Source organism: Actinokineospora bangkokensis (genome assembly GCF_001940455.1).
Taxonomy (GTDB): domain Bacteria; phylum Actinomycetota; class Actinomycetes; order Mycobacteriales; family Pseudonocardiaceae; genus Actinokineospora; species Actinokineospora bangkokensis.
This window is the reverse complement of sequence record NZ_MKQR01000007.1, coordinates 66,989-84,472: the sequence shown is the minus strand read 5'-3', so window position 1 is coordinate 84,472 and position 17,484 is coordinate 66,989. Positions and strand designations below refer to the sequence as shown.

22 protein-coding genes are annotated in these 17,484 nt (G+C 73.9%); 3 read left to right on the top strand and 19 right to left on the bottom strand.

What is annotated here, in order from left to right; translation table 11 throughout:
- Positions 1–34: 34 nt before the first annotated feature.
- The 7 genes from BJP25_RS04680 to BJP25_RS04650 all read right to left on the bottom strand — a co-directional run bounded on the left by BJP25_RS04680 (position 35) and on the right by BJP25_RS04650 (position 6,294).
- Positions 35–652 (bottom strand): TIGR03085 family metal-binding protein, encoded by a 618-nt coding sequence (locus BJP25_RS04680; RefSeq protein WP_075973534.1) that lies wholly within the window; start codon positions 650–652, stop codon positions 35–37.
- A 32-nt stretch (positions 653–684) separates the two neighbouring features.
- Positions 685–2,214 (bottom strand): serine/threonine-protein kinase, encoded by a 1,530-nt coding sequence (locus tag BJP25_RS04675; protein WP_075973533.1) that lies wholly within the window; start codon positions 2,212–2,214, stop codon positions 685–687.
- An 87-nt stretch (positions 2,215–2,301) separates the two neighbouring features.
- Positions 2,302–2,697 (bottom strand): ACT domain-containing protein, encoded by a 396-nt coding sequence (locus BJP25_RS04670; RefSeq protein WP_075973532.1) that lies wholly within the window; start codon positions 2,695–2,697, stop codon positions 2,302–2,304.
- Positions 2,698–2,700: 3 nt separating this feature from the next.
- On the bottom strand, positions 2,701–3,453 hold the full coding sequence (gene thyX / locus BJP25_RS04665; protein WP_075973531.1) for an FAD-dependent thymidylate synthase: 753 nt from the start codon (positions 3,451–3,453) through the stop codon (positions 2,701–2,703).
- A gap of 97 nt (positions 3,454–3,550) precedes the next feature.
- The gene (locus tag BJP25_RS34005) at positions 3,551–4,426 is read right to left on the bottom strand and encodes a DUF4097 family beta strand repeat-containing protein (protein ID WP_075973530.1); all 876 of its coding nucleotides are present in this window, start codon (positions 4,424–4,426) and stop codon (positions 3,551–3,553) included.
- A complete protein-coding gene (locus BJP25_RS04655) occupies positions 4,423–4,998 on the bottom strand; it encodes a toxin-antitoxin system HicB family antitoxin (RefSeq protein ID WP_075973529.1) in 576 nt (191 codons plus the stop codon). Before BJP25_RS04655 ends, BJP25_RS34005 begins: the two co-directional genes overlap by 4 nt.
- A 90-nt stretch (positions 4,999–5,088) precedes the next feature.
- A complete protein-coding gene (locus tag BJP25_RS04650) occupies positions 5,089–6,294 on the bottom strand; it encodes a winged helix-turn-helix domain-containing protein (protein WP_143218924.1) in 1,206 nt (401 codons plus the stop codon).
- A gap of 77 nt (positions 6,295–6,371) precedes the next feature.
- Here BJP25_RS04650 and BJP25_RS04645 point away from each other — a divergent pair, with 77 nt between their 5' ends.
- The 3 genes from BJP25_RS04645 to BJP25_RS04635 all read left to right on the top strand — a co-directional run bounded on the left by BJP25_RS04645 (position 6,372) and on the right by BJP25_RS04635 (position 8,281).
- Positions 6,372–6,929: a GNAT family N-acetyltransferase gene (locus BJP25_RS04645; protein WP_075974068.1), complete on the top strand. Its 558-nt coding sequence runs from the start codon at positions 6,372–6,374 to the stop codon at positions 6,927–6,929.
- Positions 6,930–7,043: 114 nt separating this feature from the next.
- Entirely contained in the window at positions 7,044–7,598 is a 555-nt protein-coding gene (locus BJP25_RS04640; protein ID WP_075974067.1) for an EF-hand domain-containing protein, read from the top strand.
- Positions 7,599–7,756: 158 nt separating this feature from the next.
- A complete protein-coding gene (locus BJP25_RS04635; RefSeq protein WP_075974066.1) occupies positions 7,757–8,281 on the top strand; it encodes a YqaA family protein in 525 nt (174 codons plus the stop codon).
- On the opposite strand, the gene BJP25_RS04630 is transcribed toward BJP25_RS04635, so the two are convergent.
- The 12 genes from BJP25_RS04630 to BJP25_RS04580 form a co-directional block, all read right to left on the bottom strand.
- Entirely contained in the window at positions 8,249–8,443 is a 195-nt protein-coding gene (locus BJP25_RS04630) for a DUF397 domain-containing protein (RefSeq protein ID WP_075973528.1), read from the bottom strand. The genes BJP25_RS04635 and BJP25_RS04630 overlap by 33 nt on opposite strands.
- A gap of 85 nt (positions 8,444–8,528) precedes the next feature.
- Complete coding sequence (locus BJP25_RS04625) at positions 8,529–8,738, bottom strand: DUF2277 family protein (RefSeq protein WP_075973527.1); 210 nt, start codon at positions 8,736–8,738, stop codon at positions 8,529–8,531.
- A 15-nt stretch (positions 8,739–8,753) separates the two neighbouring features.
- A complete protein-coding gene (locus BJP25_RS04620; protein WP_084793685.1) occupies positions 8,754–9,587 on the bottom strand; it encodes a MauE/DoxX family redox-associated membrane protein in 834 nt (277 codons plus the stop codon).
- A gap of 11 nt (positions 9,588–9,598) precedes the next feature.
- Positions 9,599–10,204 (bottom strand): cell wall protein, encoded by a 606-nt coding sequence (locus BJP25_RS04615; RefSeq protein ID WP_233157912.1) that lies wholly within the window; start codon positions 10,202–10,204, stop codon positions 9,599–9,601.
- Positions 10,205–10,206: 2 nt separating this feature from the next.
- The gene (locus tag BJP25_RS34000) at positions 10,207–10,632 is read right to left on the bottom strand and encodes an RlpA-like double-psi beta-barrel domain-containing protein (RefSeq protein WP_075973526.1); all 426 of its coding nucleotides are present in this window, start codon (positions 10,630–10,632) and stop codon (positions 10,207–10,209) included.
- Between the two features lie 354 nt (positions 10,633–10,986).
- Complete coding sequence (locus BJP25_RS33995) at positions 10,987–11,154, bottom strand: hypothetical protein (protein WP_158075597.1); 168 nt, start codon at positions 11,152–11,154, stop codon at positions 10,987–10,989.
- Between the two features lie 93 nt (positions 11,155–11,247).
- The gene (locus BJP25_RS04605) at positions 11,248–11,736 is read right to left on the bottom strand and encodes a GyrI-like domain-containing protein (RefSeq protein WP_075973525.1); all 489 of its coding nucleotides are present in this window, start codon (positions 11,734–11,736) and stop codon (positions 11,248–11,250) included.
- A gap of 47 nt (positions 11,737–11,783) precedes the next feature.
- A complete protein-coding gene (locus tag BJP25_RS04600) occupies positions 11,784–12,473 on the bottom strand; it encodes an alpha/beta fold hydrolase (RefSeq protein ID WP_075973524.1) in 690 nt (229 codons plus the stop codon).
- Positions 12,470–12,910, bottom strand: coding sequence for a tetratricopeptide repeat protein (locus tag BJP25_RS04595; RefSeq protein ID WP_075973523.1), 441 nt, complete (start codon positions 12,908–12,910; stop codon positions 12,470–12,472). The genes BJP25_RS04600 and BJP25_RS04595 overlap by 4 nt, the downstream gene beginning before the upstream one ends.
- A gap of 19 nt (positions 12,911–12,929) precedes the next feature.
- On the bottom strand, positions 12,930–13,688 hold the full coding sequence (gene dapB / locus BJP25_RS04590) for a 4-hydroxy-tetrahydrodipicolinate reductase (RefSeq protein ID WP_269844520.1): 759 nt from the start codon (positions 13,686–13,688) through the stop codon (positions 12,930–12,932).
- A 41-nt stretch (positions 13,689–13,729) separates the two neighbouring features.
- Positions 13,730–15,064, bottom strand: coding sequence for a M16 family metallopeptidase (locus tag BJP25_RS04585; RefSeq protein ID WP_075974062.1), 1,335 nt, complete (start codon positions 15,062–15,064; stop codon positions 13,730–13,732).
- A 74-nt stretch (positions 15,065–15,138) separates the two neighbouring features.
- Positions 15,139–17,400: a polyribonucleotide nucleotidyltransferase gene (locus tag BJP25_RS04580; protein WP_075973522.1), complete on the bottom strand. Its 2,262-nt coding sequence runs from the start codon at positions 17,398–17,400 to the stop codon at positions 15,139–15,141.
- Positions 17,401–17,484 lie beyond the last annotated feature (84 nt).

Genomic DNA, 17,484 nt, shown 5'->3' with positions numbered 1-17,484 from the left:
CCACCGCCCGACCGGAGGACTTCTGCCCGCGCCGCTAGAAGCCCCGGGGCATGCCCTTGACGGCGGCGACGGAGGCGTCGCTGCCCTCGAAGGTCACGGCGGCCTTGTCGCGGCCGAAGGCGAACAGCAGGATCTCGCCGGGCTCGCCCACCAGGGTCACCTCGTCGGGCCCCTTCTTGGCGACCAGCTCGCGGTCGCCCGAGCGCAGCTTCACCCCGACGGGGCTCTTGCGCAGCAGCACCTTGCCCTGGCGCCCGAGGGTGGACCAGAGGGCGCCGTCGCGGCGCGGGTCGGCCGGGCGGGGCTCCCACTCGGCACCGCCGCGGCGCACGTCCTCGTGGTGGACGAAGAACTCGGTGGTGTTGATCAGCTCGTCGAGCGGCTTGAACGGCGACCAGGCCGGCGGGCCGACGCGCACCAGGTCGACCAGCTCGGCCCAGGGGCGGCGGGTGTAGGAGGCGGTGACCTTCGCCAGGTGGCCCGCCAGCGGGGGCAGCAGGATGCCCGGCGCGGCGTCGAGCCTGCGCTCGCGCACCACCAGGTGCGCGGCGAGGTCGCGGGTGAGCCACCCGCCGCACAGCGTGGGCGCGTCCGGCCCGACCTCGGTGAACAGTGTGCACAGCGCGGCGCGCTCGTCGCGGGCGACTCCCATGGGGGAACCCTACCGCCGGGTCACCCGCCGCATCACTCGTCGTAGGCCTTCACCTGGGTGCCGGTGAGCTGGCCCCCGGTCTTGGCCGACAGCACGCAGGAGATCGTGTGGTTGGAGCTGTCGTCGCCGCCCCACTCGTCCTGCGAGGGGTACACCACGGAGAAGCGCAGCGCGTCGCGCTTGCTCGGCAGCACCCGCTCGGTGTTGAACATCCAGCCGCAGTAGCTCTCGCCGACCGCCCTGAGCCGGTCGCCGTCGTAGGCCAGGTCGTAGTTGGAGTTCAGCGGGCTGAAGCTGGCGAAGACCTGGATGACGAAGGACTTGTCGCAGTCGGTGGTCGACGAGGAGGAGAACCCCGCGCCCTTCTGCAGGCTGTTGTTGGAGCAGTAGCCCTCGGAGAGGCCGAACTCGGTCAGGTCGCCCTTGCCGCCGTAGGTGAACGCCTGGGCGGGTTGGTCGGCCGGGGTGTCGGTGCCCGAGGAGGTGAACAGGTTGGTGAGCAGGATGCCGCCGATGAGGGCGAGCACCACCAACCCGCCCGCCAGGCCCGCGAGCACGCCCGGCTTGAGCGCGATCTTCCTCGGCCCCGGCGCGGCCACCGTCCTGGTGCCGCCGTGCGGGGGCTGCTGGACGAACGCGGTGGGCACCTGGCCGGTGGGCGGTCCGCCGTGCTGGGCGGTGGGCAGCGCCATCCCCTGCGGTCCGGTCATCGGCCCGGTGGGCATGGTCCGCGCGTGCGCGAGCAGGCCGCGGACCTGTCCGCCGGTGAGCCGGGCCTGCGGCATCGGGTTCATCAGGCCGCTGATGATCGAGGCGAGCGCGCCCTGCGCCCTGGTCAGGTACGGCACCTCGGCGAGGATGGCGTGCATCGTCGCCGCGGTGGTGGTGCGCTCGAACGGCGAGTAGCCCTCGATGGCGAAGAACAGCACCGCGCCCAGCGCCCACAGGTCCGAGGCCGCCGACGCCTCCTCGCCCCGGATGCGCTCGGGGGCCATGTAGGTCGGTGACCCGATGAGCATGCCGCTGCTGGTCAGCCGGGGGTCGTCGAGGGACTGGGCGATGCCGAAGTCGGTGAGCTTCACCCGGCTGTTGCGGGCCAGCATGATGTTGCTGGGCTTGACGTCGCGGTGCACGACCCCGGCCTGGTGCGCGGCCTCCAGCGCGGAGAGCAGCTGCTCGGCGAGGGTGGCGACCTGCTCGGGGGGCAGCGGCCCGCGCTCCTTGACCACGTCGGACAGGGTGGGCGCCTGGATCAGCTCCATGACGATGTAGGTGGCGCCGGACTCCTGCACCACGTCGTACACCGTGACCACCGCGGGGTCGTTGAGCCTGCCCGCCGTGCGCGCCTCGCGGAGCACCCGCTCCTCGAAGACCTTGCGCTCGTCGTGCGGGACGCCCTCGGGCAGGTGCAGCTCCTTGATGGCCACGTTGCGGCCGATCATCCGGTCCTCGGCCAGCCACACCACGCCCATGCCGCCGCGGCCGAGCTCGTTGAGGATCGCGTACCGGCTCGCGACCACCCGGGGCCCGCCCGCGATGGTGTTCCCCTGCTCCTGCGTCACCCGTCCACCTCCTGGCAAGTGCGGGCGATCCTAGTCGGCGCCTCACCCGGTCGGCGGATGGTGCCGCGAAAATCCCGCTCCGCCGGGTCAGTCGCTCGCGGGGTGCACTTCGTGTCCGTCGGCGCGCAGCGCGGCGATCGCCCTGGGCAGGTCCTGGGCGTGGACGAGCAGGTGGTCGGTGTCGAAGGTGGACAACGCGAAGAGCGTCACACCGGCCGAGGCCAGCGACCCCGACAGCGAGGCCATGATCCCGGTGAGGGTGAACTCCAGCGGCCCGCGCACGGTGAGCAGCCGCCAGCCCACCTCGGTGCGCCCGCCGGACGGCGCGTGCGGGGCGGGGCTCACCACCGAGACCTCGGCGGGGGTGCTGGTGACCGAGACCAGCCCGGGGGCGGAGAAGATCGTCGGGTCGACGCGGCTGCCCCGCTCCAGCCGGGTGACCGCGTACTCCTCCGGGGTCGCGTCGATGACCAGGCGCTTCACGGCTCAGCCCTCGGCGACCAGCGGGCTGGAGGCGACCTCGGTGCCGTCGGCCAGCGCGGTGATGGCGAAGTCGGCGAAGGCGTTGGGGGCGGCCTTCTGCAGCTGGCGCAGGCACTCCACGGCGAGCGCGCGGATCTCGACGTCGGCGTGCTCGGAGGCGCGCATGGCGATGAAGTGCCGCCAGGCCCGGTAGTTGCCGGTGACGACGATGCGGGTCTCGGTGGCGTTGGGCAGCACCGCCCTGGCCGCCTGGCGGGCCTGCTTCTTGCGCAGCGTCGGGCTGGCCACGTCCGCGAACTTGGCCTCCAGCCCGGCCAGCAGCTCGTTGTAGGCGTCCTGGCTGGCCTGGGCGGCGGCGAGGAACCGCGCGTGCAGCTCGGGGTCCTCGGCGATGACGTCCGGCTCCACCATGGCCGCGGCCTTCTCCGGCACGTAGCGCTGGGAGAGCTGGGAGTAGGAGAAGTGCCGGTGCCGGATCAGCTCGTGGGTCAGCGACCGGGAGATGCCGGTGAGGTAGAACGACACGCTGCCGTGCTCGAGCACCGAGAGGTGGCCGACCTCGATGATGTGCCGGATGTACCCGGCGTTGGTGGCGGTGGCCGGGTTGGGCTTGGTCCAGGACTGGTAGCAGGCGCGACCGGCGAACTCCGCCAGCGCCTCGCCGCCGTCGGCGTCGGTCGACCACGGCACGTCCGCGGGCGGGAAGAACTCGGTCTTGGCGATGAGCTGCACCCTCGGCCGCACCGTCTCGGTCACGCGCTGGTCCTCCACTAGCCCTCGGTGGTCAGCCGCCACAGTAGCCCGTGAGCCCGCCCCGGCGGAGGGCAGGCTCACGGGCCGGGACCAGCGGTGATCAGCTCCGGGCGAGGCCGACGCGGACGTCGCCGGAGCCGCTGCGGCCGCGCACGCGCAGGCCGGGGGCGGTGTCCGGGCGGGTGCCGGACAGCGGCAGCTCGGCGGTCGCGGCGCCGCTGCCGCTGCTGAGGTCGACCTCCGCGGGGGTGCCCGGGCGCACGAGCACCGACAGCGCGCCGGAGCCGGTGGTGAGCTCCAGCTTGCCCGCGGTGGCCTCGGCGACGGTGATGGCGCCGCTGCCGGTGCGCACCAGCACGTCCGCGCCCACCGACGCCAGGTGCACGTCGCCACCGCTGGTGGTGATGGTGGAGGGCGCGGCGACGGCGGCCACGTCGACCTCGCCGGAGCCGGTGCGGGCGCGCACGCCGCCCCCGGTGGGGCCGATGCGCACGGTGCCGTTGTTCGCCGTCACCTGCACCCCGCCGGTGGCACCGGCGACGTCGACGGTCCCGGACCCGGCGGTGACCTCCACCGCGTCGGCCGTGCCGGTGGCGGTGAAGGCGGCGGAACCGGTCTGGGCGGTGATCCGCGAGCCCTCGGGGGCGAGCACGGTGATGCCCAGCGGGACGGCGCGCAGCGGCGCGGTAGTGGGGGTGCGCACGACGAGCCTGCCCGCGGCGAGCTCGACGCGGGTCCGGCGGACGGCCTCGGCGGGCGCCTCGGCGGCCTGCTCGCCGAGTTGGCCGCCCACCCAGCTCAGCAGCCCGGCCAGGCCCTCGGCCCACGCGCTGCCCGCGTCCGGGGCGTGCCGGACCTCGACGTGCACGCCGGGTTCGTCGGTCAGCCGGACCTCGACCCGGCCGGAGGTGGCGGTGAGGTCGAGGTGGACGGGCGAGCCCGCCTCGAAGCTCTCCACGCGGCTGGGGGTGCTCATCCGGTGTACCACCCGCGCACGCGCTTGCCGTCGTCGTCGGGGGTGCCGTCGGCGGGCGGGGTGTGGTGGCCGAAGCCGTGCCTGCCCTTGCCGCTGAGGGCGCCCTGCAACGCCTGCTGGACGAAGGTGTTCAGCGAGACGCCCTGGCTGGAGGCGGCCTGCTCGGCGCGCGACTTCAGCTCCTCGAACAGCCGCAGCGTCATCCGGCTCATGTCCCCGGCGGCGCCCGCGGGCCCGCCCTGGCCCTGGTGCCCGGACGGCCCGGACTGGCCCGGCTGCTCGGCGCGCGGCCGCTCGGGCTCGGGCTCCGGCTCGGGGCGGCGGGCGCCCGCGGTGGCGGTGACGGCCACCCGCACGTCGCGGCCGTCGAGGCGGACGTCGACGACGTGGTCGGGCAGCTCGGCGGTGACCTCGGCGGCCAGGTCGGCCAGCGCGGTCATGATCGCCAGGCGGGCGGCGGGCTCCAGCGCGGCGGCGAGCACGGTGGCCGCCCGGCGGGTGGTCTCGTCGCCCGCGGAGGCGGTGGTGGTCAGGTCATCCCGCAGTGCGGAGATGTACGGGCTCAGATCCATGACACCACCATGACACCGAATCTGACATCTGTCGAGCGGTGATGACACCATGGTGGTGTCATCACCGCTGTCACAGTGATGTCGAGCCGGTCAGAGCGCGGCGGCGAGGTCACCGGCGAGGTCGCCGCGCTCACCCACCCACACCCGGTCCAGCTCCAGCCAGGCGGCCATGGCGTGCAGCTCGCCCGCCAGCTCGGCCGCCACCCGGCGGGTGTCCACCCCCTGCTCGGCGAACGCCCCCTGCGCGCGCAGGGTTCCCGTCGCCCGGTCGGCCTTGAGGTCGACCCGGCCCACGAGGTGCCCGTCGAGCAGGAACGGGAAGACGTAGTAGCCGTGCACCCGCTGCGGCTCGGGCACGTAGATCTCGATCCGGTAGTGGAAGTCGAAGATCCGCTCGGTGCGGGCGCGCTCCCACACCAGCGGGTCGAACGGGCACAGCAGCGCCCGCCCGCGCACCTGGCGCGGCGTCCTGGCCTGCGGGTGGCGGTAGGCGGCGTGCGACCAACCGCGCACGGCCACCGGCTCCAGCTGCCCCGCCTCCACCAGCTCGGCCACCGCCCGCTGCGACTGCGCGGGCTGCAAGCGGTAGTAGTCGCGCAGGTCCTTCTCGGTGCCCACGCCGTGCGCCAGCGCCGCGCGCAGGGTGAGCCTGCGCGCGCACTCGTCGTCGTCCGGGGTCTGGGCGAGGACGTCGGCGGGGATCACCCGCTCGGGCAGGTCGTAGTGGCGCTGGAAGCCCTTGCGGGTGCCGGTGGTCAGCGCGCCGACGGCGAACAGGTACTCGCACACGACCTTGACGTCCGAGCGGTTCCACCACCCGCCCTTGACCTTCGGGCCCACCCCGCCGAGCGCGGCCTGCAGCGCGCCCGCCGTCGACGGGCCCAGGTCGCGCACGGCGGCCAGCACGTCCTCGACCAGCCCCGGCGACTCCCGGCGGACGCGGTCGACGTGGCGGGCGTAGCGCTCCTCGAACCGGCGCATCCGCCAGCGGAACAGCGGCCAGTCCTCGACCGGGACCAGGCTCGCCTCGTGCGCCCAGTACTCGACCAGCAGCCGGGGCCTGCGCGCGCTGTGCAGCCAGGCCGCGTCGTCGACCAGCGCCGGGTCGTAGCCGCCCAGCCGGGAGAACAGCGGCATGTAGTGCGCGCGCACGGCCACGTTCACCGAGTCGAGCTGGAGCAGCTGCACGCGCGAGAGCGCCTTCTGCAGGTGCCTGCGCGTCGGCGGGCCGGTGGGCCGCGGGTCCGCGAAGCCCTGGGCGGCCAGCGCGGTGCGGCGCGCGGCGTCGGCGGTCATGGTCTCCAGTGCTGGGGCTGCCACGGTGGTGGATGCTGCCGGCCACCACCGACACTCCCCCCGGTAGGTTCGCCGCCATGGCCGAAGCCCACGTCCGCCCCGCCCGGCCCGAGGACGCCGAGGAGGTCGCCCGGCTCCAGCTGGAGACCTGGCGCACCGGGTTCGCCACGGTGCTGCCCGCCGAGGTGCTCGACGGGTTCGACGCGGCGGCGGCGGCCGAGCAGTGGCGCCAGACCATCGCCCAGGGCCCGGCGTCGGTGTTCGTGGCCGAGGAGGGCCGGTGGGTCGTCGGGTTCTGCTCGGCGGGCCCGTCGCCGGAGTCGGAGTCCGCGGCGGCCAACGACGTGCCGGTGCCCGACGCGGCCACCGTGGCCCTGGTGGGCACCCTGCTGGTCGAGCCGAGGTGGGGCAGGCGCGGGCACGGCGGCAGGCTGCTGGCCACCACCGCCGCCGCGCTGCGCGCGGGCGGGGCCACCCGGGGGATCGCGTGGGTGCCCGAGCGCAACGCGGCCTCGGTGAACTTCTACCGGCGCGCGGGCTGGGAGCCCGACGGCGTGGTGCGCACCCTCGACGCCGCTGGTCAGCCCCTGCGCGAGGTGCGGCTGACCGGGTCGCTGGAGCTGGCCCTGGGCTGAGGTGCTCCCCCTCCCACCACGCCCGCCCGGTGCCGCCCCCGGCGTGCGGCCCGCCGCGCCCGGGGCCGGGGCGTGGTTGACTCGGGCCATCCGGTGATCAACGGGGAGGACGCGGTGCGCAGTCACCTGGAGCGCAAGCTGGCCCGCCGGTTCCAGACCTACGACCTCGACGGCAACGGCCTGGTCGAGCGCGCGGACTTCGAGCGGGCCTGCGCGAACCTGGCCGCCGAGTACGACCTGGGCCCCGACGACCCGCGGCTGGTGCGGGTGCGCGGGCTGATGGGCGGGCTGTGGCGGCACCTGCGGTCGGTGGCCGACACCACCGGCGACGAGCGGATCTCGCTGGCGGAGTACCAGCGGGCGTTCGCGCACGGGCTGCTGGAGACCCCGGAGAACTTCGACGCGGTCTACCAGCCGTTCCTGGAGGCGATCATGGCCATCGCCGACACCGACGGCGACGGCCGCCTCACCGCCGACGACGAGGTGCGCTGGACCCGCAGCCTGATGGCCCTGCCCGAGGCCGACGCCCGCGAGGTGCACCGGCGGCTGGACACCGACGAGGACGGCTACATCGGGGTGCCGGAGATCCTCTCGGCCATCCGGGAGTTCTACTTCGACCACTCCCCCGGCTCGGCCGGGGAGTTCCTGCTCGGCCCGCTCCCGGGATGAGGCGCGCGCCGGGGTGAGGCGCGCGCCGGGGTGAGACGTTCCGGGCGTGGCGGGCGACTACCAGGGCAGACCGCAACCCCGGCGGTGGGTGGGACGTCCCACCGACGGGGTCGGGTACCGTCGACGGCTGGTCGGGTCGGGAGGTGATCGTCCGCGTGCTGCTCACCTGGTTGTGCCTCACGCTGGGTGTCGCGTTCTCCTCGGCCGTGGTGCCCTTCGTCAGCATCGAGCTGTTCGTGCTCGGCCTGGCCGCCAAGGAGCCCGGCATCCCGTTCCTGCTGCTCGGCCTGGTGGTGGCGGTCGGGCAGGTGGCCGGGAAGCTGGTGCACTACTACGTCGGGCGCGGCTCGATCCGGCTGCCGGAGTTCCTGCACCGCAGGCTGCACGCCCGCGAGCCCAAGCCGCTGACCCCGCGCCGGGCGGCCTGGCAGCTGCGCACCAAGCGGGTGCGGGCGTGGGTGGAGTCGGTGCGGGCCCGCTGCCAGGAGCACCCGCGCTGGATGGTCGGCACGTACACCGTCAGCTCGGTGGTCGGGCTGCCGCCCTACATGGCCACGGTGGTGCTGGCGGGCCTGGTGCGGATGCGGCTGAGCACGTTCATCGGCGCGGGCCTGGTGGGCCGGTTCATCCGGTTCAGCCTGCTGGCCGCCTCACCCGCGCTGTGCGCGGGGTGGCTGTTCTGACAGTCCTGACAGCGCGCCCAGCAGGGCGGTCCACGCCCGCGGGCTGACCCACAGCACCGCACCGGGCGCCTTGGAGTCGCGCACGCCCACGGGCGCGCCGAGGGCGACCTCGGCGCAGTTGCCGCTGTCGCCGCTGAAGGTGCTGCGCTTCCACGTCCGCATGGACCCTCCCCTGCCGGGCACGGCGAAGACCGGCCCGCGGGTGCGCCGGGTGCCGCACCCGCGGGCCGGTGGGGCGCGCCGTGGTCTACCGCCCCTTGACGACCAGCCGGTCGAGGAGTTCGGCCGTGGCGGCGGCCACCGCGTCCACCGCGGCCTCGAAGGCCTCGGCGTTGTGCGCGGCCGGGGCGCGGAACCCCGAGATCTTGCGCACGTACTGCAGAGCCGCCGCCCGGACGTCGTCCTCGTCCGCGTCGTCGGTGAACGGGGGCCTCAGGGTCTTGATGCTGCGACACATGGCCCCATGGTGCACCTACGCCACGACAGTGTCCGCCGCCGAGACCGCGGCCGGGGCGGCTTCGGCGTCATCGACCAGGGCGACCCGGACGTCCTCCGGCTCGTACCGGTACAGCGGCACCGCGAACACGGCCGTGGCCGGGGTGCCGTCGACGCGGCGGGCGCCGTAGGTGAGGATCCGCCACTCGCCCTCGTCCCAGGAGTCGAGCAGGTCCGAGCGGACCAGCCCGGCCACCGAGCGGTAGGCGTCGCTGCGCAGCAGCTGCGCCACCGAGGAGTCCACCGGCACCTCGAAGGTCGTCCGGCGGGCGAGCGGGTGGCTCAGCCGCACCCGCAGCCTGCGCAGCGGCAGCAGCCACCAGCCGTCCAGCTCCGGGGAGAGCGCGACGACCGCCAGCAGCAGCACCAGCGCGGGCAGCGCGGCGAACGCCCCCTGCGGGACCGCCGCCGCGCCGACCACGGCCATCAGCCCGGCCCTGGCGAACTGGCGGGCGCCCACCGGCGCCACCTTCTCGCTCAGGCACCCGCAGGACGACTCCGGGGCGGCCGAGCGCGCGTAGCCCAGGTAGGCCAGCATGCCGACCGCCAGCACCGCCGCCGCGACCCCGCCGACGGGCCTGGCGGCCGGGACGAGCAGCGCGAGGGCCACCAGGGCCTCCGCGGCGCCGACCGCCCGGTAGGCGGGCAGCACCCGCCCCTCGCCCACGAGCACCCGCAGCGCCGAGCGGCGGGCCGTGGTGGCCGCGCCGCGGGAGAGCAGCTTGAACCCGGCGGCCCAGGCCAGCACCGCGGCCAGCGCCACCGCGGGGCCGGTGCCCAGCAGCCCGGCCGTGCCCAGCGATCCCACCATCTCCGCCTCCCTCAGGCCGCCGACGCGTACACCGTGGCGATGTCGACCTCGTTGGTGTCCGGCCGCCACGCCCCGACCAGCTGCACGTGCCTGCCCACCTGGAGCAGCGACAGGTCGCGCACGGCCGGGGTGCCGTTGTAGACCGCCGCGGTGGTGCCCGCGACGACGTGGCCGACGACCCGGCTGCCCGCGTGGTCGAGGTGCAGCGCGTCGCTGGTGATCGCGGCCACGTGCGCCTGCAGGTTGACGATGTTCAGCCACACCGCGTCCGCGGCGAGCGTGCCGTCGGGTAACCGCACCCCGCGAGCGTAGAGCCCGTCGCCCACCGCCGCCGCGTCCAGCGTCGTCGGCCTGAGCTTCCACACGCTGGTGCCGCCGGTGAGGTGGATCCGGTGCAGGACCTTGTCCGACCCGGTGACCAGCAGCAGCGACCCGCTGATGGCGGTGACGCGCCCCTCGGCGAAGTCGGGGTCGACCTCGCCAGCGGGCACGACCCGGTCACCGGTGGCGGCCAGGGCCACCTCGGGGGCGAGCGAGCCGAGGGCGGTGGCCCCGGCGACCGCGCCCGCGCTGCCGAGCACGGCCCTGGTCAGGAACTTGCGGCGTCCGAGGTCCACGGTCAGCTCCTCACCTGGACGGGCATGATGCCGGTCGACAGCGACCCGATCTTGCTGTACGCGGCGGGGGTCAGGTCGATCAGCCGGTCGGTGGCGCAGCTGCCCGAGCAGCAGGACTTCTCCCCGCACCACAGGTCGGTCTGCGGGCCGCAGTCAGCGATTTTCACACCGATCTCTGTGGTTCGACACAAATTTTTGATGTAGAAGGTGTGGCCGCAGGTCTGCCGCAGCAGGGTGTCGCCGCAGCTGTCGGGGCGGGTGATGGCGAAGCAGGCGTCGGAGGTGTTCGGCCAGGCGCACTGCATGCTGGCGGACTTGCAGGTGCCGCAGGCGCCGCCGCCCGCCGAGCCGCAGGGGCCCCAGGCCGTGCCGCAGCAGAACCAGGACGCCTCGGCGGTGGTGGCCGCCAGAGATCCGTGGGTGGTCATCCGGTGTGCTCCCTCGCTGTGTCGGACCAGTGCTCGTCGGACCACGGCGCCCCGGGCGCAGCGGTGGGCGTGAGGCATTGCCGTGGTACCCGCAGGGGATGTCAAGTTCTGACGGGAACCGACGCTACTGATCGCCCGCAAAAGCGCACACGCGCCCGAAAGGGTGGTGACAGAGGGCGAGAAATGGGCTGGATATCGATGCTATCCGCAACAAACCCCAGCTCGGGAGCACCGGGTCAAGTGGGATTCACACCTGGTCGGCGCGGTGAGTGAAAAAGCGGGACCGGCGGGCGCGCGCCCACCGGTCCCCTTTCCGCCGCAGCGGATTGCTCCTGATCGCCTATTCGGCGGCGCTCACTCGACGTCGGCCCTGACCGCGTCGGTGGTGCCGTGGGCGCACCCGGGCGCGCCGATGTCGTGCAGCTCGCGCCTGCCCGGCACGCGCGCGTACGCGGGGCAGAGGCAGACGCCGACGGATTCGTACCGCTCGTCGGCCTCGGCCAGGGCTTCGTTGGCGTTCACGTGTCCACCTTCTCCGGGAGCGGCGGGGCGCCGTGGTCGTGAGCACCCGATGCTAGGCCGTCGCGGCGCCCAGGCGTAGATCATTCGGGGCGATCACCCGGTGCCGAGCAGGTACGCCACCTCCGTGCGCCATCGGTCCAGGTCAGGCTCGTGGGCAGGGTCCGTGAGATAAGTCTCGAAACGGCCCACCCAGGTTTCGCCGCGCTTGGCGAAGGGGCGCCCGGTCCGCGCGGACCACTCGTCCAACCGGGCGAACGCCTCGGTGATCCGGTCCGGCGAACCCACGTGGTCGCACACGGCGTACTCCCCGGCGGGCCACTCCCCCGGCCGCACCCGCCCGTCGCCCTCGACCGGCTCGGCCACGCACCACCCGACCTCGACGTCGATCTCCCCGGCGACGTCGACCGAGTGGTACCGGTACTGCGGCGCGCCGACCACGGCGACGCCGCGCTCGTCGAGCCACGCCCGCACCTCACCGACCAGCGCGTTGACCCGCCCCCACTCGCTCAGCGGCGCGCGGGTGCGGATGCAGGCGTAGGGCCGGGCCGACCGGGTCTCCACCCGCGGCTCGCTGCTGCTCATGCCGGGACCGTACCGAGGCGCACCGACAACCCCGGGCAGGACGGCCGTCACGACCGGGTGCGCGCGGCCTCCAGCCGCTCCACCAGCGCCTCCGGCTGGGACAGGGCCGGGAGGTGCCCGCCGGGGATCTCCTCGGCGTCGATCCCCAGCCGCTCCCGGGTCACCCGCCGCAGGAAGTCCGGCGGGAAGAGGCGGTCGTCGCGGCCCACCAGCGCGTGGGTGGGCACGTCCGGCCAGGCGCTGAGCGGCCAGGGCTCGGTGAACGGCGTGTCCGCCTGGTGGGGCGGCTCGGTGGCCGACATCCTGGCGCGCAGGTCCGCGGGCAGGTCGTGCAGGAAGCGGAAGTCGGGGTCGAACGGGGCGTCGGGGTCGCGGCCCAGGGCCAGGTCGACCGCGCGCTGCGCCTCGGGCTGCCCGGTCGCCGCCCACCACCGCCCGGCCGTCTCACCGGGCACCGGGACCATGGCCGCGACCAGCACCAGCAGGTCCACCGGCACGCGCGCGGCGGCGATCGGGGCGGAGAAGCCCGCCATCGACTGCGCCACCAGCACCACGTCGCGGTGCTCCCCGATGGCCTCGACGATGGCGTCGGCGTACTCGGTGAGCCCGGCGCGCGGGTCGCTGATCGGCAGGTCGGGCGTCAGGACGCGGTGGCCGAGGGCGGTGAGCAGCGGGGTGACGCGCTGCCAGTGGGTGCCGTCGGAGCTCGCGCCGTGCACGAGCACGTAGGTGCTCACACGCCCGCCAGGTCGAGCGCCTTGCGCATGGCCTCGCGGGCCCGGGAGCGGTCGCCCGCCACGTCGTAGGCGACCGCGAGGCGGTACCAGGAGCGCCAGTCCTCCGGGCGCTGCTCCACCTCGGCGCGCTGGGTCTCGAACCAGGCGTCGGCGGCCGTGCGGTCCACCCGGCCGGAGGGCATGCGGGGCAGGTCCGAGGTGTCCGGCAACCCGCCCTCGGCGTCGAGCGCGCGGGCCAGCTTCTCGGTGCGCACCCCGAAGCGGAAGGTCGACCAGGCGATCCACACGCCGACGACGGGCAGGATGATGACCCCGACCCCCAGGCCGACGGCGATGGGGGACCCGTCCCGGAACAGCGCCACCGCCCGGCCGCCCAGCAGCACGAAGTAGACCACCAGGACGGCGGTCAGGATGATCGAGACGGTGCGGGAGGACACGGGGGGATCCTAACCGCTGTCACAGGTCGAGGTAGTTCTCCAAGCCCACGGTGAGCCCCGGCCGCGTGCCCACCTCGCGCACGCCGTGCAGCACGCCCGGCATGAAGCTCTCCCGGTGCAGCGAGTCGTGCCGGATCGACAGCGTCTCACCGGGACCGCCGAACAGGACCTCCTGGTGGGCCACCAACCCCTGCAACCGCACCGAGTGCACGCGCACGTCGTCGACCAGCGCCCCGCGCGCACCGTCCAGTTCGGACGTCGTGGCGTCGGGCACCTCCCCGAGCCCTGCCTCCTGCCTGGCCCGCGCGACCAGCCGGGCGGTGTGCGCCGCGGTGCCGCTGGGGGCGTCGGCCTTGCGGTTGTGGTGCAGCTCGATGATCTCGACGGTGTCGTAGTAGCGGGCCGCGAGCGCGGCGAACTTCATCGACAGCACCGCGCCGAGGGCGAAGTTCGGCGCGATGAGCACGCCCAGCTCCGGCTTGGCCGCCAGCCACCCGCGCAGCGCGGCCAGCTTGGCGTCGTCGAAGCCGCTGGTGCCCACGACCGCGTGGATGCCCTGGTCCACGCAGAACCGCAGGTTGTCCATCACCACGTCCGGGTGGGTGAAGTCGACGACCACCTGCGCGCCCGCGTCGGCGAGGTCGAACATCCAGTCGCCCGCGTCGACCTGGGCGACGACCTCCATGCCCTCGGCGGCCTCGACCGCGCGGGCGGCCTCGGCGCCCATGCGGCCGCGGGCGCCCAGGATGCCGACGCGGAGGGGGGTGGGCTCGGTCACCGTGCTGCTCCTGCCTGGGTGGCTCGGGGTGGGTCCGGCGCTCAGAGCCGGACGGGGAGGTCCTCGGTGGACTCGTACGGGCCGACGACCGCGCCCGCCAGGGGCCGGTTGAGCAGCTCCTTGGCCAGCAGCGCCACGTCCTCGGCGGTCACCGCCGCGATCCGGTCGAGGGTCTGCTCGACGGTGAGGTAGTCGGCGTAGGCCAGCTCGCCCTTGCCGATGCGCGACATCCGCGAGCTCGTGTCCTCCAGCCCCAGCACCAGCCCGCCGCGCAGCTGGCCCTTGCCGCGGGCGACCTCGGCGTCGGTCAGCCCGTCGCGGGCCACGTCGGCCAGCACCTCGCGGACCACGCCCGCCACCTCGCCCAGTCGGTCGGGCTGGCACCCGGTGTAGATCGACAGGTGCCCGGCGTCGGCGTAGGAGGCCACCGAGGAGTACACCTGGTAGGCCAGCCCGCGCCGCTCGCGGACCTCCTGGAACAGCCGGGAGCTCATGCCCCCGCCCAGGGCCGCGTTGAGCACGCTGAGGGTGAACCGGCGTTCGTCGTGCCGGTCGAGCGCGCGCACGCCGAGCATCATGTGCGCCTGCTCGGTGTCGTCGGTGTGCAGGGCCAGCGACGGCGCGGTGGCGAACCGGGCCCGGCCCACGCGCGGGGCGAGGGGGGCGCGCTCACCGGCGAGCCGGTCCCCGAGCGCCTTGCGCACCAGGGAGAGCACCTGCCGGTGGGTGGTGTTGCCCGCGACCGCGAGCACCATGCGGGGCAGGGTGTAGCGGCGGCGGTAGAACCCGTTGAGCGCGGTCCGGCTCATGCCGGTGATGGACTCCTCGGTGCCCAGCACCGGGCGCCCGAGGGCGTGCCCGGGCATCAGCGCCTCGCAGAACGCGTCGTGCAGCAGGTCCTCGGGGTCGTCGTCGCGCATGGCGATCTCCTCGAGCACCACCCCGCGCTCGGTCTCCACGTCCGGCTCGGCGCACAGCGCGTCGAAGACCACGTCGGAGACCAGGTCGATCGCCAGCGGCAGGTCCTCGTCGAGCACGTGCGCGTAGTAGCAGGTGTGCTCCTTGGCGGTGAACGCGTTGAGCTCGCCGCCGACGGCGTCGATCTCCTCCGCGATGGCCGCCGCCGAGCGCTTCGCGGTGCCCTTGAACAGCAGGTGCTCCAGGTAGTGCGCGGCACCGGCGACCGGCAGCGGCTCGTCGCGCGAGCCGACGCCCACCCAGATGCCCACCGACGCCGAGCGCACGCCGGGCACCTGCTCGGTGACCACCCGCAGGCCGCCGGGCAGCAGGGTCCGCTTGACCTCGGCGTCGGCCGAGCGCTCCAGGGTGACCGTGCTGCCGGGCTTCTGCTCGTGCCCGCGCACCCGGGAGGACACGCGGGAGATCCGGGAGGGACCGCGGCCGCGGGTGCCCTGGGCACCCGCGGCCGCCGTCGTCGTGCGGGGGGCCACTAGGCGTTGGCCGCCTCGGTGACCGGGGCCTCGGCCTGCGGGGCGGTCTCGCCGCCCTCGGCGGACTCCTCGTCGACCAGGACCAGGCTGATCTTGCCGCGCTGGTCGATGTCGGCGATCTCCACGCGCAGCTTGTCGCCGACGTTGACCACGTCCTCGACCTTGCCGACGCGCTTGCCCTTGCCGAGCTTGGAGATGTGCACCAGGCCGTCCTTGCCCGGCAGCAGCGAGACGAACGCGCCGAACGCGGCCGTCTTCACCACCGTGCCCAGGAACCGCTCGCCGACCTTGGGCAGCTGCGGGTTCGCGATGGCGTTGATCAGGTCGATCGCGGCCTCGGCGGACGGGCCGTCCGCGGCACCGACGTAGATCGTGCCGTCGTCCTCGATGGAGATGTCGGCACCGGTCTGCTCGGTGATGGAGTTGATCATCTTGCCCTTCGGGCCGATGACCTCACCGATCTTGTCCACCGGGATCTTCACCGAGGTGACCCGCGGCGAGTAGGGGCTCATCTCGTCCGGGCCGTCGATGGCCTCGGCCATGACCTCCAGGATGGTGTACCGGGCGTCGCGCGCCTGGCTGAGCGCCTGGGCCAGCACCTCGGAGGGGATGCCGTCGAGCTTGGTGTCCAGCTGCAGCGCGGTGACGAACTGCTTGGTGCCCGCGACCTTGAAGTCCATGTCGCCGAAGGCGTCCTCGGCACCGAGGATGTCGGTCAGCGCCACGTAGCGGGTCTCGCCGTCGACCTCGTCGGAGACCAGGCCCATCGCGATGCCCGAGACCGGCGCCTTGAGCGGCACACCGGCGTTGAGCAGCGACATGGTGGACGCGCAGACCGAGCCCATCGAGGTCGAGCCGTTGGAGCCCAGCGCCTCGGAGACCTGGCGGATGGCGTAGGGGAACTCGTCGCGCTTGGGCAGCACCGGCACCAGCGCGCGCTCGGCGAGCGCGCCGTGGCCGATCTCGCGCCGCTTCGGGGAGCCGACGCGGCCGGTCTCACCGGTGGAGAACGGCGGGAAGTTGTAGTGGTGCATGTAGCGCTTGTGCGTCTCGGGCGACAGCGAGTCGATCTGCTGCTCCAGGCGCAGCATGTTCAGCGTGGTGACGCCGAGGATCTGGGTCTCGCCGCGCTCGAACAGCGCCGAGCCGTGCGCCCGCGGGATGAGCGCGACCTCGGCCGACAGCGACCGGATGTCGGTCAGGCCGCGGCCGTCGATGCGCACCTTGTCGCGCAGGATGCGCTGGCGCACCAGCTTCTTGTTCACCGAGCGGAAGGCCGCGCCGACCTCCTTCTCGCGGCCGTCGAAGGCGCCGCCCTCGACCGCGCCGACCTTCTCCAGGCACAGCGCCTTGACCTCGTCGATGCGGGCCTCGCGCTCCTGCTTGTCGGCGATGGTCAGCGCCTGGGCCAGCTCGTCGGAGATGGCGGCGGACACCGCCTCGAAGGCGTCGGGCTGGTAGGCCGGGTAGGTCGGGTACTCCCGGGTCTCCTTGGCCGCGTGCGCGGCCAGCTCGGCCTGGGCCTCGCAGAGCACCTTGATGAACGGCTTCGCGGCCTCCAGGCCCGCGGCCACGACCTCCTCGGTGGGGGCCTGCTGGCCCTCGCCGATCAGGTCGATGACGTTCTCGGTGGCCTCGGCCTCGACCATCATGATCGCGACGTCGGCGGACCCGTCGGCCTTGGTGACCACGCGACCGGCGACGACCATGTCGAACACGGCCCCGCCCAGCTGCTCGTGGGTCGGGAAGGCGACCCACTGGCCCTCGATCAGCGCGACGCGCACGCCGCCGATCGGGCCGGAGAACGGCAGGCCCGCGAGCTGGGTGGAGGCGGACGCGGCGTTGATGGCCACCACGTCGTAGAGGTCCTGCGGGTTGAGCGACTGCACGGTGATGACGACCTGGATCTCGTTGCGCAGGCCGTCGACGAACGACGGGCGCAGCGGGCGGTCGATCAGCCTGCAGGTCAGGATCGCGTCGGTCGACGGGCGGCCCTCGCGGCGGAAGAACGCGCCCGGGATGCGGCCGACGGCGTACATGCGCTCCTCGACGTCCACCGTGAGGGGGAAGAAGTCGAAGTGCTCCTTGGGCTGCTTCGAGGCGGTGGTCGCCGACAGCAGCATGGTCTCCTCGTCGAGGTAGGCCACGACGCTGCCCGCGGCCTGCCGCGCGAGGCGGCCGGTCTCGAAGCGGATGGTGCGGGAGCCGTACTTGCCGTTGTCGATGACAGCGGTCGACTCGTGGACGGTGGTGTCCGTCATGTAGTTGGTTCTCCTCGGTCCTCTGGGCGCGCGCACTACCCGAGCACGGGGTCGCGGTTCGGACGAGGCCGGTCTTCGATCGAA